The organism is Sphingomonas sp. PP-F2F-A104-K0414, assembly GCF_004340945.1.
Lineage (GTDB): Bacteria > Pseudomonadota > Alphaproteobacteria > Sphingomonadales > Sphingomonadaceae > Sphingomonas.
Genome location: NZ_SLYD01000005.1, coordinates 233381 through 248002, shown reverse-complemented (window position 1 = coordinate 248002; position 14622 = coordinate 233381). Strand labels below are relative to the sequence as shown.

13 protein-coding genes and 1 tRNA gene are annotated in these 14622 nt (G+C 65.3%); 8 read left to right on the top strand and 6 right to left on the bottom strand.

What is annotated here, in order from left to right; all coding sequences use genetic code 11:
* Nucleotides 1-44 precede the first annotated feature (44 nt).
* Nucleotides 45-121 (top strand) — tRNA-Met (locus C8J46_RS13635).
* On the opposite strand, the gene fdhD is transcribed toward C8J46_RS13635, so the two are convergent.
* From fdhD to C8J46_RS13620, 3 genes are read right to left on the bottom strand one after another with little or no spacing between them, the layout of a single operon-like run.
* On the bottom strand, nt 100-909 hold the full coding sequence (gene fdhD, locus C8J46_RS13630) for a formate dehydrogenase accessory sulfurtransferase FdhD (RefSeq protein WP_132740150.1): 810 nt from the start codon (nt 907-909) through the stop codon (nt 100-102). The genes C8J46_RS13635 and fdhD overlap by 22 nt on opposite strands.
* Entirely contained in the window at nt 906-1511 is a 606-nt protein-coding gene (locus C8J46_RS13625) for a molybdenum cofactor guanylyltransferase (protein WP_279388903.1), read from the bottom strand. The genes fdhD and C8J46_RS13625 overlap by 4 nt, the downstream gene beginning before the upstream one ends.
* A complete protein-coding gene (locus tag C8J46_RS13620) occupies nt 1418-3706 on the bottom strand; it encodes an FdhF/YdeP family oxidoreductase (RefSeq protein WP_132740147.1) in 2289 nt (762 codons plus the stop codon). The genes C8J46_RS13625 and C8J46_RS13620 overlap by 94 nt, the downstream gene beginning before the upstream one ends.
* Before the next feature lie 126 nt (nt 3707-3832).
* On the opposite strand from C8J46_RS13620, the gene trxB reads away from it, so the two are divergent.
* A complete protein-coding gene (gene trxB / locus C8J46_RS13615) occupies nt 3833-4801 on the top strand; it encodes a thioredoxin-disulfide reductase (protein WP_132740144.1) in 969 nt (322 codons plus the stop codon).
* Nucleotides 4802-4916: 115 nt separating this feature from the next.
* On the opposite strand, the gene C8J46_RS13610 is transcribed toward trxB, so the two are convergent.
* From C8J46_RS13610 to C8J46_RS13600, 3 genes are read right to left on the bottom strand one after another with little or no spacing between them, the layout of a single operon-like run.
* A complete protein-coding gene (locus tag C8J46_RS13610) occupies nt 4917-5693 on the bottom strand; it encodes a hydrolase 1, exosortase A system-associated (protein WP_132740141.1) in 777 nt (258 codons plus the stop codon).
* Entirely contained in the window at nt 5681-6352 is a 672-nt protein-coding gene (locus C8J46_RS13605; RefSeq protein ID WP_132740138.1) for a hypothetical protein, read from the bottom strand. Before C8J46_RS13605 ends, C8J46_RS13610 begins: the two co-directional genes overlap by 13 nt.
* 29 nt (nt 6353-6381) lie before the next feature.
* The gene (locus C8J46_RS13600; protein ID WP_132740135.1) at nt 6382-6660 is read right to left on the bottom strand and encodes an acyl carrier protein; all 279 of its coding nucleotides are present in this window, start codon (nt 6658-6660) and stop codon (nt 6382-6384) included.
* A gap of 93 nt (nt 6661-6753) precedes the next feature.
* Here C8J46_RS13600 and C8J46_RS13595 point away from each other — a divergent pair, with 93 nt between their 5' ends.
* The 6 genes from C8J46_RS13595 to C8J46_RS13570 all read left to right on the top strand — a co-directional run bounded on the left by C8J46_RS13595 (nt 6754) and on the right by C8J46_RS13570 (nt 14614).
* Nucleotides 6754-8394 (top strand): acyl-CoA ligase (AMP-forming), exosortase A system-associated, encoded by a 1641-nt coding sequence (locus C8J46_RS13595; protein ID WP_207894180.1) that lies wholly within the window; start codon nt 6754-6756, stop codon nt 8392-8394.
* Complete coding sequence (locus C8J46_RS13590) at nt 8391-9617, top strand: pyridoxal-dependent decarboxylase, exosortase A system-associated (protein WP_132740131.1); 1227 nt, start codon at nt 8391-8393, stop codon at nt 9615-9617. Before C8J46_RS13595 ends, C8J46_RS13590 begins: the two co-directional genes overlap by 4 nt.
* Nucleotides 9618-9757: 140 nt before the next feature.
* A complete protein-coding gene (locus tag C8J46_RS13585) occupies nt 9758-10402 on the top strand; it encodes an XrtA/PEP-CTERM system exopolysaccharide export protein (RefSeq protein ID WP_132740128.1) in 645 nt (214 codons plus the stop codon).
* Between the two features lie 11 nt (nt 10403-10413).
* Nucleotides 10414-11937, top strand: a complete 1524-nt coding sequence (locus C8J46_RS13580) for an XrtA system polysaccharide chain length determinant (RefSeq protein ID WP_132740125.1) — start codon at nt 10414-10416, stop codon at nt 11935-11937.
* Between the two features lie 5 nt (nt 11938-11942).
* The gene (locus tag C8J46_RS13575; protein WP_132740122.1) at nt 11943-12983 is read left to right on the top strand and encodes an AAA family ATPase; all 1041 of its coding nucleotides are present in this window, start codon (nt 11943-11945) and stop codon (nt 12981-12983) included.
* Complete coding sequence (locus C8J46_RS13570) at nt 12983-14614, top strand: hypothetical protein (protein ID WP_132740119.1); 1632 nt, start codon at nt 12983-12985, stop codon at nt 14612-14614. Before C8J46_RS13575 ends, C8J46_RS13570 begins: the two co-directional genes overlap by 1 nt.
* The last annotated feature ends 8 nt before the right edge of the window (nt 14615-14622 follow it).

Genomic DNA, 14622 nt, shown 5'->3' with positions numbered 1-14622 from the left:
AGGCCGCGCCTCGCAGGGAAGAATGCTTCCCTGACGGACGGTACGGCGAAGTAGCTCAGTTGGTTAGAGCACGGGAATCATAATCCTGGGGTCGGGGGTTCAAGTCCCTCCTTCGCTACCATTTTCAAAGACATTCCACGGGTCGTTGACCACCAGGATCGCGTCGCTGCGGGCGAGCGCTAGCAATGTCAGCCCATGTTCGCGGGCGTGGTCGATCGCCAGGCTGGTCGGGGCGGAGATACCCACCAGCATCGGCGCGCCGGCGATCAGCGCCTTGTCGACCATCTCGAAGCTGATCCGCGACGTGACCAGGATGAAGCCGTCGACGGGCTGCGCAGCGATCGCCAGTCCGCCGACCAGCTTGTCGAGCGCGTTGTGGCGACCGACGTCTTCATAGGCCGCGATGACCTTTCCTGCGCGATCACAGGCTGCGGCCGCATGGATTGCCCCTGTAGCGGCGTTGAGCGGTTGATGGGCGCGTAACCCGGCCAAGGCGGCAAACAGCGCGGAGATGGGCGTGGCGGGCCTTAGCGGCGTTCTAGGCACCGGTTTGCGCAGTTGCTCGAGCCCTGAGATTCCGCAGAGCCCACAGCTCGTATCGCTGGTCCGGTGGCGGACGCGGTCGTGAATGCGGCCCTTGCAGCGCTCGGACAGCCCGACGCGGACGATCCACCCTGCCTCCGCCTGGAAGACATCGATGTCGCGGACGTCGTCGGCGCTGTCGGCAAGTCGCTCGGTCAGCAGGAACCCGGTGGTGAACTCGGCCAGATCGGCCGGGGTCATCATCATCACCGCATAGCCGAGCCCGTCGATCTCGATCGTGACCGGTACCTCGATCGCGATCGCACGCTCGCCCGCAGTGATCGAATCGGGGCGCAGGATCTTGATCGGCAATGTCCGTGAAATCATAGGAGGGCGAGGTCTTCCGGGGTGTTGATGTTGACGATCGGTCCGCCAGCCGGGATCGGCAGCGCGCCGATCGCCTCCGCCCAGCCACACACCGACCGTCGCTGCGATGCCGCGATATGCGCGATCAGCGCGGTGGTCGACGCGGTTTCCCAATGGCCTAGCACGGGCGCTTCGGGGCAATAGGCGGGCGCACGCCGCAATAGTGCGTCGAGCAGCCCACGTGGCAGTCGCGGCATGTCACAGGCGATCGTCAGGATCGACGTGAACCCGAGCCCCTTGGCATACTGGAGCGCCCCGGCGATTCCGCCCAGCGGACCAAGCCCGGAGCAGGGCAGGTCGGGGATCGCGCCGTCCGGCCCGACGATCACCGCCTGCTCGACATGATGCAACAGCAGTTCACGCGCATGTTCGGCGAGCGCACGGCCGTCGAACATCGCGCGCGCCTTGTCCGACCCGAACCGCGACGATCGTCCGCCTGCCAGGACGACACCAAGAGCATGCGGTTGGGTCAGCGCGTCTTCTCGATCCGCACAGGCACCGATTTCGCGGCGGGCACATGGCTTTCGCGGGCATGGTGAGCAACCGGCATGAGCAGATTGCACTCCGGGTAATACGCACCCAGGCAACCCTCGGGGATCGAATATTCGACCACGCGGAGCTTGTTCAGGCGACGGTCCGAATTGCCGCCGGCATCGCCGACCAGATCGACGTCGTCGCCATCGGTGATGCCCATCCGGATCATGTCGCTTCGGTTCATGAAGACGATGTCGCGCGTGCCCTTCACGCCGCGGAAGCGGTCGTGATAACCATAGACGGTCGTGTTGAACTGGTCGTTCGACCGCAGCGTCATCAGGCGGAAGCGACCCTCCGCCTCCTCGAATCCGGTGACGTTCAGCGCCTGTGGAATGTTGATTTCCGCCTTGCCGCTCTCGGTCTTCCATTCGCGATGTGCGGCCGGGACGCCCTTCCAGAAGCCGCCAGGCGTGAACATCTGGTCGTTGAAGTTCTTGAACAGGTCCGGATACGTCACCTCGATCGCATCGCGGACACGCGCATAATCGCGCACCCATGCATCCCAGTCGAGCTTCGGATTGGGCGCGAGCGTCGCCTTGGCGATCCCGGCGACGATCGCCGGCTCAGACAGCAGCGTCTCCGCGGCGGGCGTGGCCTTGCCCTTCGAGCCGTAGATCTGGCTGAACGAATCCTCGATCGACACGCTCTGCGGCCCGGTGCCCTGCATATCGGTCTCGATTCGCCCGAGGCAGGGAAGCAGATACGACGTCTCGCCCGGCAGCAGGTGCGAGCGATTGAGTTTGGTCGCGATATGCACGGTCAGGTCGAGCCCGCGCCATTTCGGCTCGATCCGCGCATGGTCCGGGATCGCGCGAACGAAATTGCCGCCGAGACCGATAAAGGCCTGCGCGCTACCATCGAGGACCGCCTCGCAGGCTTCGACCGTATCCCAGCCCTTGGCGCGCGGCGGCTCGAACCCGTATTGCTCCGCGAGTTTGTCGAGCGGCGCGAGTTCAGGCTTCTCGGTGATGCCAACGGTGCGCTGGCCCTGCACGTTCGAGTGGCCACGAACCGGGCCCATGCCCGCGCCGGGCTTGCCGATGTTGCCGCGGAGCAGCATCAGATTGACGACCATGTGGACGTTGTCGATCCCGCCGACATGCTGGGTCAGGCCCATGCCGTACACCGCGATGACTGCCTTCGACTTGGCATAGACCTTTGCCGCTGCCTCGATTTCGGTACGGGGCAGGCCGCTTTCATGCTCGATCGTCGACCATTCGGTCGCGCGTGCGACATCGGCGAACGCCTCGAATCCGGTCGTGTGTTCGGCGAGAAACGCATGGTCGAGGACGGGCAGGCCGTTGATCCGCTTGGCGTTATCGTCGGCCTCGATCAGGTATTTGCACATCCCCATGATCGCGCCGACGTCGCCGCCGGTCTTGAGCTGGTGATATTGCGAGGCGATTGGGGTCGACTTGCCGGTCACCATCTCGATCGGGTTCTGCGGGTCCTGGAATTTCTCCAGCCCGCGCTCCTTGAGCGGGTTGAACACGACGATCTCGACACCGCGCTTCGCGCAATCGCGCAGCGGATGCAGGAACCGCGGGCTGTTCACCCCGGGGTTCTGCCCGAAGTAGAAGATCGCGTCGCACTTCTCATAGTCCGACAGGTGAATCGTGCCGACCGCCGAACCGATCGCCGACTTGAGGCCGACCGAGGTCGTCTCGTGGCACATGTTCGAGCTGTCGGGCAGGTTCTGGCTGCCATACATCCGCGCGAGCAGGCTATACATGTACGACGTCTCGAGGCTGGCGCGGCCCGAGGCGTAGAAGATGACCTTGGTCGGATCATAGGTCTTCAGCTTGGCGCCGATGCCTGCAAACGCCTCGTCCCAGCTGCACGCCGCGTATTTGTCGGTCGTCGCATCGTACTTGAGTGGGTGCGTTAAGCGTCCGGCCTGTTCGAGATCATAATCCTTCCAGCCGATCAGTTCGCTGACCGTATGCTGCTCGAAAAACGCCGGCGTGACGCGGAACGAGGTCAGCTCCCATGCCGTTGCCTTCGCGCCGTTCTCGCAGAACTCGGCGACATGCGGATGCGCGGGTTTGCCCCAAGCACAGCTCACGCACGCAAAGCCATCCGGCTTGTTCTGGCGCGCGAGTTCGTGAATCACCTCCGGCCCGACCTTCTCGCGCGCGGAAATCTCGACCAGCGACTTCATCGAGCCCCAGCCGCCTGCTGGTGCCGTGTAATCCTCGATCTCTACGGTCCGGTCGTCGCTCATGCTCATCTCCGCTTTTGACCTCCAACGAAGCGGCAAAGCTTTCGATGCAGGCGGCACAGATTTACCGGCGGTTCAAATCCTTGCGCGCATCCCCTAGATGCAGTCTCGAATCTCCAAGGAACAATGATGACGACCCATACCACCCGCATGCTTATCCTCGGCTCGGGGCCTGCCGGGCTCTCGGCTGCGATCTATGGCGCGCGTGCCGGGATGGCGCCGATCGTCGTGCAAGGCATTCAGCCCGGCGGCCAGCTTACGACGACGACCGATGTCGAGAACTATCCCGGCTTCAAGGACGTGATCCAGGGCCCGTGGCTGATGGAGCAGATGCAGGCGCAGGCCGAGCATGTCGGCACGCGGATGATGTGGGACACGATCACGCAGGTCGATCTGACCAGCCGCCCGTTCCGCCTGATCGGCGACAGCGGCGACGTGTACGAGGGCGACACGCTGGTAATCGCGACCGGCGCGCAGGCGAAGTGGCTCGGCATCGACAGCGAGGAGCCAATGAAGGGCAAGGGCGTCAGCGCGTGTGCGACCTGCGACGGCTTCTTCTACCGGGGCAAGAAGGTGGCCGTGATCGGCGGCGGCAACACCGCGGTCGAGGAGGCGCTGTACCTAACCAACCATTCGCCCGACGTGACACTGATCCACCGCCGCGATTCGCTCCGTTCGGAGAAGATTCTCCAGGAGCGCCTGTTCGCGCACAAGGGTGTGACGGTGCTGTGGAACAAGGAGGTTCGTGAGTTCGTCGACGGCGGCGGAAACGCGGGGCTGGTCGCGCTCGAGCTGGAGGATACGGTGACGGGCGAGCGTTCGCGGCTTGCGGTCGATGGCGGGTTCGTAGCAATCGGTCATCACCCTGCGACTGAACTGTTCCGCGGGCATCTCGATCTCGATTCGGACGGGTATATCTCGGTCGAGACCGGTTCGACGCGGACCAGCGTCGAGGGCGTGTTCGCGTGCGGCGACGTGGCGGACAAGGTGTATCGGCAGGCGGTGACCGCGGCGGGCACGGGCTGCATGGCGGCGCTGGACGCCGAGCGCTTCCTGGCGGCGGCCGAGTTTGCGGAGCTTGCCGAAGCCGCCGAATAAAGTTCGCGCGCCCCTGTTGTCCTCCCCCGTCATCCTGACGAAAGTCAGGACCCAGAGCCAAGGGCGCAATCGCCTGTAACCCTGGATCCTGACGTTTGTCAGGATGACGAAATTGCTATTGTCCGGCGATCTCCGTGACGATCTTGCCGTACAGCGCGGCGGCATTCTCGACCCCGGCAAAGCTGTGCGACGCCGTGTCGAACCGCGTCACCCGCGCCCCGCCACGATACCGCGCAGCAAACGCCAACGCCGTGGCATCGCGCGCCGCGAGCAAAACGACAGCCCGGTCGCCCCAATCGTCGATCTCACCGCAAACCCGCGCCGCCAGCGCGTCCCCGTCTGCCAGCTTCGGGCGCGAGAGTTTCCTGACGCCGTTCACCAGTTTGCGCAGATCGATCTCCCCCCGGATCATTCGATACCAGGATCGGGGATCGCGCAATCGCTCGGCATAGCGGGCGCGGATCGCGGCGGCGGGGGGCAGGTCGTCGGTCGGTTCGATCACCCAGGGGTTGGCGAGCACGACCCGGTCGATCCCCGCAGATCGTCCGAACAGCGCGAGCGTACTGGCGGCGTCGCAATTGCCGAAGCCGATCATGCGGGTGATGTGCGGGGCTTGCGCTCGGAACATGGCGGCGGCGGCGATAAGGTCGGGCTCGGTGGTGAGATAACCGCCATTGTTCCCGGTCGAATCACCGACGCCGCGCCGGTCGTAGCGGAACACGGGCGTGCCGGTGGCGGCCAGGCGTTGGGCTAGCATCGCCATCCCGCGGTGTGCGCCGCCGCGGATTTCGTTGCCGCCGGATACTATGAGAAGTCCGGTCGTGCCGGGGGCTTCGTCTAGCGTAGCAGCGAGCGATTCGCCCTCGCAAGCGAACCCGATCAGCCTTCGCATGATGCGATCCAGTGCGAGATATCGGCTGCAAGTTGCTGTGCGAGGGCGATATCGTTGCCTGGTTCGGAGCGACGCCAGAGCGGTGCACCGGCGTAGGTCGCATCGGCCGCGCGGGGATCGGTGTACAGGCGAACGACCCGGTATGGTCCGCCCTCAAACGGCAAGGCATCTTGCAGTTCGGCAAGCATCTTGAGGGATAGGCGGTTGCCGGCGTACTCGCCTTCCCGAGCGGATTTACCCGCTGCGGCGCGCGTGCGTTCGAGGTCGCGGACGAGATCCGAGCCAGTGTGGGGGGCGAGGTGCCAGCGGCCAGCGAGGTCGGCGTCGGTATCGAGTAGCGCGCCGCTTCTTATCGAAAGAGCATAGCTATGGACGCCAAGCTGTTGTGTTAGCGCGCGATAGGCTCGGCGCTGCTCGGACAGTTTCGCATCAAGAGTTGTTACGACACTTTCGCCGGTGCCGGGGAAGTCGGGCAGCAGGCTGCCGATGCCGTGATCCGCGAGCGTGCGCAGGATGGTGCAGGTGAACTGTCGCGTCCGGTTCGCCTCCTCGAACAGGGGGAGCGCGGCGATGACGATCGGGCCGGTATCGGGCCCGAACCGCAGCATCGCTTCGCGGCCGCCGGGCCAGTCGTAGGTGTCGAAGCGGAGGCTGGTCATCCTGCTGGAGGCTAGACCCCCTATTAGGTTCAGACCAGCGCCTTGCCCGCGGCAAACTGGACGAGCGCACCGAACGTTTCGAGCATCTCGCCATCGATCTCGTCGTCTTCGATCAGGATACCGAGCCGGTCCTCGAGCTCGGTCAGCACGCTCGCCACCGCCATCGAGTCGAGTTCGGGCAACGCACCGAACAGCGGCGTGTCGGCGGTGAATGTGGCGACACGGTCGGCGCTGAGGCCGAGGATGTCGGCGAGGACGGCGCGTACCGTCGTTTCGACTTGGGAAGTACCTTCGAAGATCACGAGCATCGCCTGAACCGTTACGAACCGGGGTGCGCTAGCGTGTGGGGGTGAATTCGGCAACGGGTTCGCGCTTCGGGGGCTTGGCGCTATTAGGGGTGGATGATCGCGCTCGACCCCATTCCGTACCCTATCGACCATGTCGCCTTGCGCGGTGCCGCGGAGGACGTGGCGCTGATCGACAAGGCCGGGACGATGACCTTTGCCGAGCTCGAGACACGCGTGGCCGAGTTGGCGGGGTGGCTTGCGGGCAGGGGGCTTGCGGCGGGCGATCGGGTGGCGACGTGGTTGCCGAAGACGCGCACTGCCTGCCTGATGCCGCTGGCGGCGGCGCGCGCGGGGCTGGTGCATGTGCCGGTCAATCCGTTGCTCCGGCGGGCGCAGGTCGCGCATATTCTGGGCGATAGTGGCGCTCGGTTGCTGGTGACTCAGGGGTCGCGGGCCGGGACGCTGGAGAGTGACGATGTTCCGGACGGGTGTGTTGTTGTAGAAGAGAGCGACCTTCTTCAGTTCCCCCGCGAAGGCGGGGGACCAGGGTTACAAAGCGCAACGCCCGTGATTCCTGGGCCCCCGCTTTCGCGGGGGAACGGTGAAAGGATGGGGCCGTCCGATGCCGATCCCGACAGCCTCGCCGCGATTCTCTACACATCGGGGTCCACCGGCCGGCCGAAGGGCGTGATGCTCAGCCATGCCAACCTGTGGCTCGGCGCGGTCTCGGTCGCGCATTTTCTGAAGTTGGAGCCGTACGACCGCGTGCTCGGCGTACTCCCTCTGTCGTTCGACTATGGCCAGAACCAGCTCTTCTCGACCTGGATCGCGGGTGCGTCGGTGGCACCGCTCGACTATCTGGTCGCACGCGACGTCGTGAAGGCGGTCGAACGGGTCGAGGCGACGACGCTTGCCGGGGTGCCGCCGCTGTGGGTGCAGTTGCTCGAAGCGGAGTGGCCGGCGGAGACCGCGGCGCGGTTGAAGCGGCTGACCAACTCGGGCGGCGCATTGACGCCGCGGCTGGTGCGCGGGCTTCGCGAGCGCTTTCCGGCTGTCGACGTGTACGCGATGTACGGGCTCACCGAGGCGTTCCGGTCGACCTATCTCGATCCTGCGCTGATCGATTCGAAGCCGGATGCGATGGGCCGGGCGATACCGTTTGCTGAAGTCTTGGTGGTGAAGCCCGACGGAACGCGTGCGGCGCCGGGGGAGGCGGGGGAGCTGGTGCATTCGGGGCCGCTCGTTGCGCACGGCTATTGGGAGGACCCTGAGCGGACGGCGCAGCGGTTTCGCCCTGCGCCGGACGCCGAGGGTATGGCGGTGTGGTCGGGGGATACCGTGGTCGAGGGCGAGGACGGGCTGTTGCGGTTCGTCGGGCGTGATGACGAGATGATCAAGAGTGCGGGGAACCGGATCAGCCCGCTTGAGGTCGAGGAGGCGGTTCTGGCCGGCGGCGAGGCGCGCGAGGCGGTTGCGGTCGGCGTGGCGGACGAGCGGTTGGGGCAGGCGATCGCGGTGATGCTGGCGGGCGATGCGGCTGGGGAAGCGGGTTTGCGCACGCGACTGCGGACCACGCTGCCGAGTTTCATGCAGCCCGGTCTGTATCTCTGGCGGGATGAACTACCGCGCAATGCCAATGGGAAGCTGGACAGGTCTGCCATCGCGTCGGAGGTCCGGAGTTGTTCACCCGCGAAGGCGGGTGCCCAGACTGGGTCCCCGCCTTCGCGGGGAAACACGGAGGAGCGTACGTCGTGAAACCTATGGGTGCCCTTCCTCGGGAGTTCGCGCAGCAAGATGGTCTTCTGAAGATCGGCGGCCGGTCGGCTGACGATTGGGTCGCGCAGGCCGGCGACACACCGCTGTTCGTCTACGACATGGCGATCATCGCCGCCCGAATCGCCCGGTTCCGCGCGGCGATGCCGGCGATCGATCTGCATTATGCGATCAAGGCGAACCCGCATGCCGATTTGCTAACCGCGATTGCGCCGCTGGTCGATGGGCTCGACGTCGCCTCGTCGGGCGAACTCGCCAAGGCGCTGGTCGTCAAACCTGCCGCGTCGATCAGCTTTGCCGGCCCCGGCAAGCGCGATGACGAGCTCTCGGCTGCGATCACCACCGGCGCCACGCTCAACGTCGAATCGGAGGGCGAGGCAGCACGGGCATTCGCGATCGGCGATCGGCTCGGGCGGACGCCGCGGATGGCGGTGCGCGTGAACCCCGATATCGAACTGCGCGGGTCCGGGATGCGGATGGGAGGACGATCGTCGCCGTTCGGGGTCGATGCGGTGCGCGCCGCGGCCTTGGTGAAGGCGATCGTCGATGCCGGCGCGGACTGGCGTGGCTTCCACATCTACGCAGGCAGTCAGGCGCTCGATCCGGCTGCGATCGTCGAGACGCAGGCCGCGACGATCGCGCTCGCCGCGCGCTTGTCTGACGAGGTCGGCGTCGCCCCACCGCTCATCAACCTTGGCGGTGGCTTCGGCGTGCCGTATTTCGCGGGCGACGTGGCACTCGACGTCGAGCGGGTCGGCGAGGCGCTGGCCGAAGCGCTGGCATCCCGCCCGCCCATTCTCGCTGAAACCCGGTTCGCGATCGAACTCGGCCGCTGGCTCGTTGCCGAGGCCGGCGTCTATCTCACCCGCGTCGTCGACATGAAGCAGAGCCAGGGCGAGACCTTCGTCATCGTCGATGGCGGGCTCAACCACCAGCTCGCCGCCAGCGGCAATTTCGGCACCGTCGTCCGCCGCAATTACCCAATCGCGGCCGCCGCGCGGATGGGCGAGACCCCGACCGAAACCGTCTCCGTCGTCGGCCCGCTCTGCACCCCGCTCGACCGCCTCGGCGACAAGATCGCTCTTCCCCGCGCCGAGGTCGGCGATCTGATCGCGATCTTCATGGCCGGTGCCTATGGCGCCAGCGCCAGTCCTGTCGCGTTCCTCGGGCATCCACCGGCCATCGAGATCGTTACTGGTCCATAACCCCGACTGCCGACGGCGCGGGCGTGCATGGTTACGGGGCGCTCCTAACGCTATCTTCACCTGTTCCTTGCATAGCCGAGGCTGAGTTTAGCCGTTCGCCGGATGTCCGGTGGCCGGTGTGGCGCCAGGAGAAAGTGCCCATGCGTTCCGGATCCGTTTCGAAGACAGTGATGACCATCGGCCTCGCCGCAACCACGCTGAGTGCGTGCGCGACGACGTCGACGCGTCCCGCATTGCCGCCCGCGCCGTTCGTTGCGAACCAGGAGTTGCCGGGCGAGGAATATGTCATCGGGCCGCTCGATCAGCTCAACATCTTCGTCTGGCGCAATCCCGAATTGTCGTCGAAGGTCCAGGTCCGTCCCGACGGTCGGATCACGACCCCGTTGATCAACGATATGCCCGCCGTCGGCAAGACGCCTGCGATGCTCAGCGACGACATCAAGAAGGCACTCGGGTCCTATATCAAGGACCCGATCGTATCGGTGATCGTCGAGAATTTCAGCGGGACCTATAGCCAACAGGTCCGCATCGTCGGCGCGACCGAAAAGCCTGCCTCGATCCCCTATCGCGCCAACATGACGTTGCTCGACGCGATGATCGCGGTGGGTGGCCTGAGCCAATATGCCGCAGGGAACAAGGCGCGGCTGGTGCGGTACGATCGCACCACCGGCAAGCAGACCGAGTTCGCGTTGCAGATCGGCAATCTGCTCAAGAAGGGCGATTCGTCGGCGAACGTTCAGCTCGAGCCAGGCGACGTGATCATCATTCCCGAATCGATGTTCTGAGGCGCGCCCAGATGAACGGGATCTATGACGAGGTGCGCATCGCACTCCACACGATCTGGACGCGGCGTTGGCTGGCGCTCGCGGTAGCCTGGGGCGTGTGCGTGCTCGGCTGGCTGATCGTGTCGCAGATCCCGAGCCGTTACGAATCGACCGCGCGCGTGTTCGTCCAGATGCAGACGATCCTGCCCGCGGGAATGGATGGCGTACCGCAGACCGTGCCGATGACCGTCGACACGATCCGCACCACGCTGATCTCCGCGGTCAATCTCGAAAAGGTCGTCCGAGGCACCGATCTGGCGAACACCGTGTCGAGCGACCGCGACGTCGCGGACCGGGTGGCGAGCCTGGCGCCGAACATCAAGATCCTGTCGCAGCAGGATAACGTTTTTCAGATTACGACCAGCGCCTCCAGTCCCAAGCTCGCACGCCAGATCACGCAGAAGCTGATCGACCTGTTCGTCGAACAGAATCTCGCCGGCGATCGCTCCAAGACGTCGCAGAGCCTGACGTTTCTGGACCAGCAACTCGCGGCGCGTCAGAAGCAGCTCGCGGATGCCGAGGCCAAGCGTGCGGATTTTCAAAATCGCTATCTTGGTAGCCTGCCGGGGACCGGGTCTGTCAGCGACCGGATCAGTGCCGCGCGCTCGCAGATGTCGCAGGTCGACGGCGATCTGGCCGCGGCGCAATCGAGCCTGTCGGCAGTGCAGGGGCAGATGGCGGGAACGCCGGCGACCGTACCCGGTGCTGGCGGTATCGCGGGTGCAGCGGGTCCTGCGCGGGCCCGTCTCCAGGCGATCCAGGGCCAGCTCGCCGACGCCCGTGCGCGCGGCTATACTGAAAATCATCCCGACGTCATTGCGCTCAAGAGCCAGCTTGCGGCGGCAACGGCGGCCGCGCGCAGCGAACCTCTTTCGGGCGGCAGCGGCGCGGGTAGTGCGCAGAACCCGCTTTACGCCTCGCTCCAGTCGATGGTCGCGGATCGTACGGCGACGGTGGCGTCGTTGCGGATGCGCCGCAGCCAGTTGCAGGGCGATCTCGACCTGTTGAACTCGAAGCTGACCGGCGATCCCGAAGTCGCCGCCGAGCAAGGCGCGATCGATCGCGATTACCAGGTACTCAAGGATCAGTATGATGCGCTGCTGAAACAGCGCGAGCAGACCGCGATCATCGGCCAGGCGCAGTCGCAGAGCGATCATGTGAAGTTCAGCGTGATCGACCCGCCGACGATGCCGAGCACGCCGAGCGCACCCAACCGTATGCTGCTGCTGACGGGCGTTCTGGTGGCGGGGCTGGCCGCCGGGATCGGTGCGGCGTTTGCGATGGGCCAGTTGCGCGCGACGTTCGCGACCAGCAACCGACTTGAGAATGTGGCGGGGATGCCGGTCATCGGCTCGATCAGCGAAGTCGTTACGCGCGTGCAATCGAATCATCGCCGCCGTAGGTACAAGATGTTCCTGGGCGGCACCGCTGCATTGGGTGCCGCCTATGTGCTGCTGCTGGGGGTCGAGATCCTCCAGCGCGGTTTGGCGGCCTGAAGGGTATGACCGTGACGAAACCTGATCGCGAACCCTCGCTGCTCGAGCGCGCAGCCAAAGTGTATGACTTCAACGCACACGCGCGTGCTCGCAACATTGGGGCGGACGCGCCGATTACGCCCGAGCCAGCTGAAGTGCCGGCGGCTGTAGCGCCCGTCGTTGAACCTGCAGCGCCTGTTGTTAAACCAGATGTTGCGGCGCGTCCGCTCGATGTCACCGAGTCCACATTCCTGGCGATCCCCGAGGCGCTCCGCGCGCCGGTCGGCGATGAATTTGCCGACGACGTCTATTACCCGGAGGAGCCGGACGACACTGCGCGGATCGACCGCGGGATGTTGGCGGCGAATGGCATGATCGTGCCCGGCGCCCCGGTTGGTCCGCTGGCCGAGGAGTTCCGCCTGATCAAGCGCCAGTTGCTGATCGCCAGCGCGCGCATCGCCGAGAGCGACAGCCCCGACAAGGCGCGGATGATTCTTGTCTGTTCGGCTCGGCCCGAAGACGGCAAGACGTTCTGCGCAATCAACCTTGCGCTCTCGATTGCGGCCGAGCGCGATACCGAAGTGCTGCTCGTCGATGCCGATGTCGCAAAGCCGGACATCGTCAATCAACTCGGGCTGGTGGATAGCCCTGGCTTGCTCGATGCGCTCGGCGATGCGCGGATCGATGTCGAGGATCTCGTGATCCATACCGACGTGCCGCATCTGGCGATCCTGCCGGCCGGCACGAAAACGGCGATGGATACCGAGTTGCTTGCCAGCGCGCGTACCCGGGCGGTGATCACGCGGCTGCTCGCCGCCAATCCACGCCGGATCATCATCATCGATTCGCCGCCCGCACTCGCCGCCTCGGCAGCCTCGGTGCTGGCGATGCGCGTCGGGCAGGTAATGCTGGTCGTCCGCGCCGATCGCACGCCCGAGAGCGAGCTCCGTGCTGCGGTCAATATCCTCGACGGATGCGAGCATATTCAGCTCGTTCTCAATGCTGTATCGTTCGTTCAAGGCGGCGCGCGGTTCGGCAGTTATTACGGTCAGGACAATGTCCAATGATGCGTCACGCAACTCGCAGCCTCGCATGGGCTAGCGGTGCGGTGACGCTCGCTGCAGCTGCCATGCCAGCCGCCGCACAGGACACGCGCCGGGTCACCATCACGCCGTATATCGAGGCAAGCCAGATCCTCGACGCCGATCTGAGCGGTGGCGACACGCTGACCTATACCAGTCTCGCCGCGGGCATCGACGCGGCGATCGCCACGCCGCGTGTGGCTGGGCAGGTCAGCTATCGCTATGAGCGCCGGTTCGCATGGAACGGCGATGTCGGCGATAACGACATCCATTCGGGTCTCGCGCGCGTCGACGCGAAGCTGAACCGCAACCTGACGATCGAAGCGGGTGGCATCGCCACGCGCACGCGGTCGGATATTCGCGGCGCGGCGCCTGGCTTGCTCGTCGGCAATGTCGACAACGTCGCGCAGCTGTACGCGGTCTATGCGGGCCCCAGTTTTACGGGCACCGCCGGCCCCGTCACGTTCAACGCCAATTACCGGCTAGGCTATACCAAGGTCGAGACGCCGACCTTCGCCGATACGAGCATCGGGGGCCAGCGGCTCGACTATTACGACGATTCGATCGGTCATACGGCGACCGCCAATGCCTCCGTGGCGCCCGGTATGATCGCGCCGTTCGGCGTGACGCTGAGCGGCGCCTATGACCGTGAAACCGCCAGTCAGCTCAAGCAGCGCTATGAAGGCTATTACGGTCGTGGCGACGTGCTCCAGCCGATCTCTCCCTACGTCGCGCTGACCGCGGGGGTCGGTTACGAGAAGATCGAGACGAGCCAGAAGGATGCGTTGGTCGACGCGACCGGCGCGCCCGTGCTCGACAAGGATGGTCGTTTCGTGACCAATGCCGCGTCCCCGCGGCGGATCGCATACCGGACCGACGGCATCTATTACGATGCGGGCGTGGTCTGGCGGCCGAACCGCCGTACGTCGGTCGAGGGGCATGTCGGCAAGCGCTATGGCTCACTCAGCTATACCGGTACCGCCACCTATCAGGCATCGCAGTCGGTCGGTCTTGCGGTCAACGTCTATGACGGCGTCCAGACCTTTGGTCGCCAGCTCCGCACGGGCTTGAGCAATCTCCCGACCAGCTTCGTCTCGGGCCAGCAACAGGGCTTTGGCCAGCAGTTCAACGGGTGTGTCTTCGGCTCCAGCGGCGCGCAGCCGGGGGCGTGTCTCGACGACGTGTTCCAGTCGATCTCGACGTCGAGCTACCGCGCCCGCGGGATCGACGGTGTGCTGGTCGCGACGCGTGGCCGGTCGACCTGGGGCGCAGGCTTGGGCTATGCTAGCCGCAAGCTCTATGCGCCAAGACTCTCGCCGGGCATCGTCGTCAGCGGTCTCGATGACCAGAGCTATTACGGGCAGCTCTTCTACGCGCGGTCGTTGACCCCGGTATCGGGCATCAACGCCGATCTGTTCGCGAATTACTATGACAGTGGCGTCGAGGATAGCACCGGCGACAGTAACGTTTGGTCCTATGGCGGCACCGGCACCTATTATCACAATTTCGGACGACTCGGCACCACCGCGTCGCTCGGACTTTACAGCTTCAAGGTCGGTGACCTCGACAGCGACTGGTCGGCGCAGGCGCTGATCGGTGCGCGTTATCAGTTCTGAAGGCGAGA

Excerpts from the sequence above, each read along its gene's own strand:
- fdhD (WP_132740150.1), bottom strand. The coding sequence starts at position 909 with ATGATTTCACGGACATTGCCGATCAAGATCCTGCGCCCCGATTCGATC.
- C8J46_RS13620 (WP_132740147.1), bottom strand. The coding sequence starts at position 3,706 with ATGAGCGACGACCGGACCGTAGAGATCGAGGATTACACGGCACCAGCA.
- trxB (WP_132740144.1), top strand. The coding sequence starts at position 3,833 with ATGACGACCCATACCACCCGCATGCTTATCCTCGGCTCGGGGCCTGCC.
- C8J46_RS13610 (WP_132740141.1), bottom strand. The coding sequence starts at position 5,693 with ATGCGAAGGCTGATCGGGTTCGCTTGCGAGGGCGAATCGCTCGCTGCT.
- C8J46_RS13605 (WP_132740138.1), bottom strand. The coding sequence starts at position 6,352 with ATGACCAGCCTCCGCTTCGACACCTACGACTGGCCCGGCGGCCGCGAA.
- C8J46_RS13600 (WP_132740135.1), bottom strand. The coding sequence starts at position 6,660 with ATGCTCGTGATCTTCGAAGGTACTTCCCAAGTCGAAACGACGGTACGC.
- C8J46_RS13595 (WP_207894180.1), top strand. The coding sequence starts at position 6,754 with ATGATCGCGCTCGACCCCATTCCGTACCCTATCGACCATGTCGCCTTG.
- C8J46_RS13585 (WP_132740128.1), top strand. The coding sequence starts at position 9,758 with ATGCGTTCCGGATCCGTTTCGAAGACAGTGATGACCATCGGCCTCGCC.
- C8J46_RS13580 (WP_132740125.1), top strand. The coding sequence starts at position 10,414 with ATGAACGGGATCTATGACGAGGTGCGCATCGCACTCCACACGATCTGG.
- C8J46_RS13575 (WP_132740122.1), top strand. The coding sequence starts at position 11,943 with ATGACCGTGACGAAACCTGATCGCGAACCCTCGCTGCTCGAGCGCGCA.
- C8J46_RS13570 (WP_132740119.1), top strand. The coding sequence starts at position 12,983 with ATGCGTCACGCAACTCGCAGCCTCGCATGGGCTAGCGGTGCGGTGACG.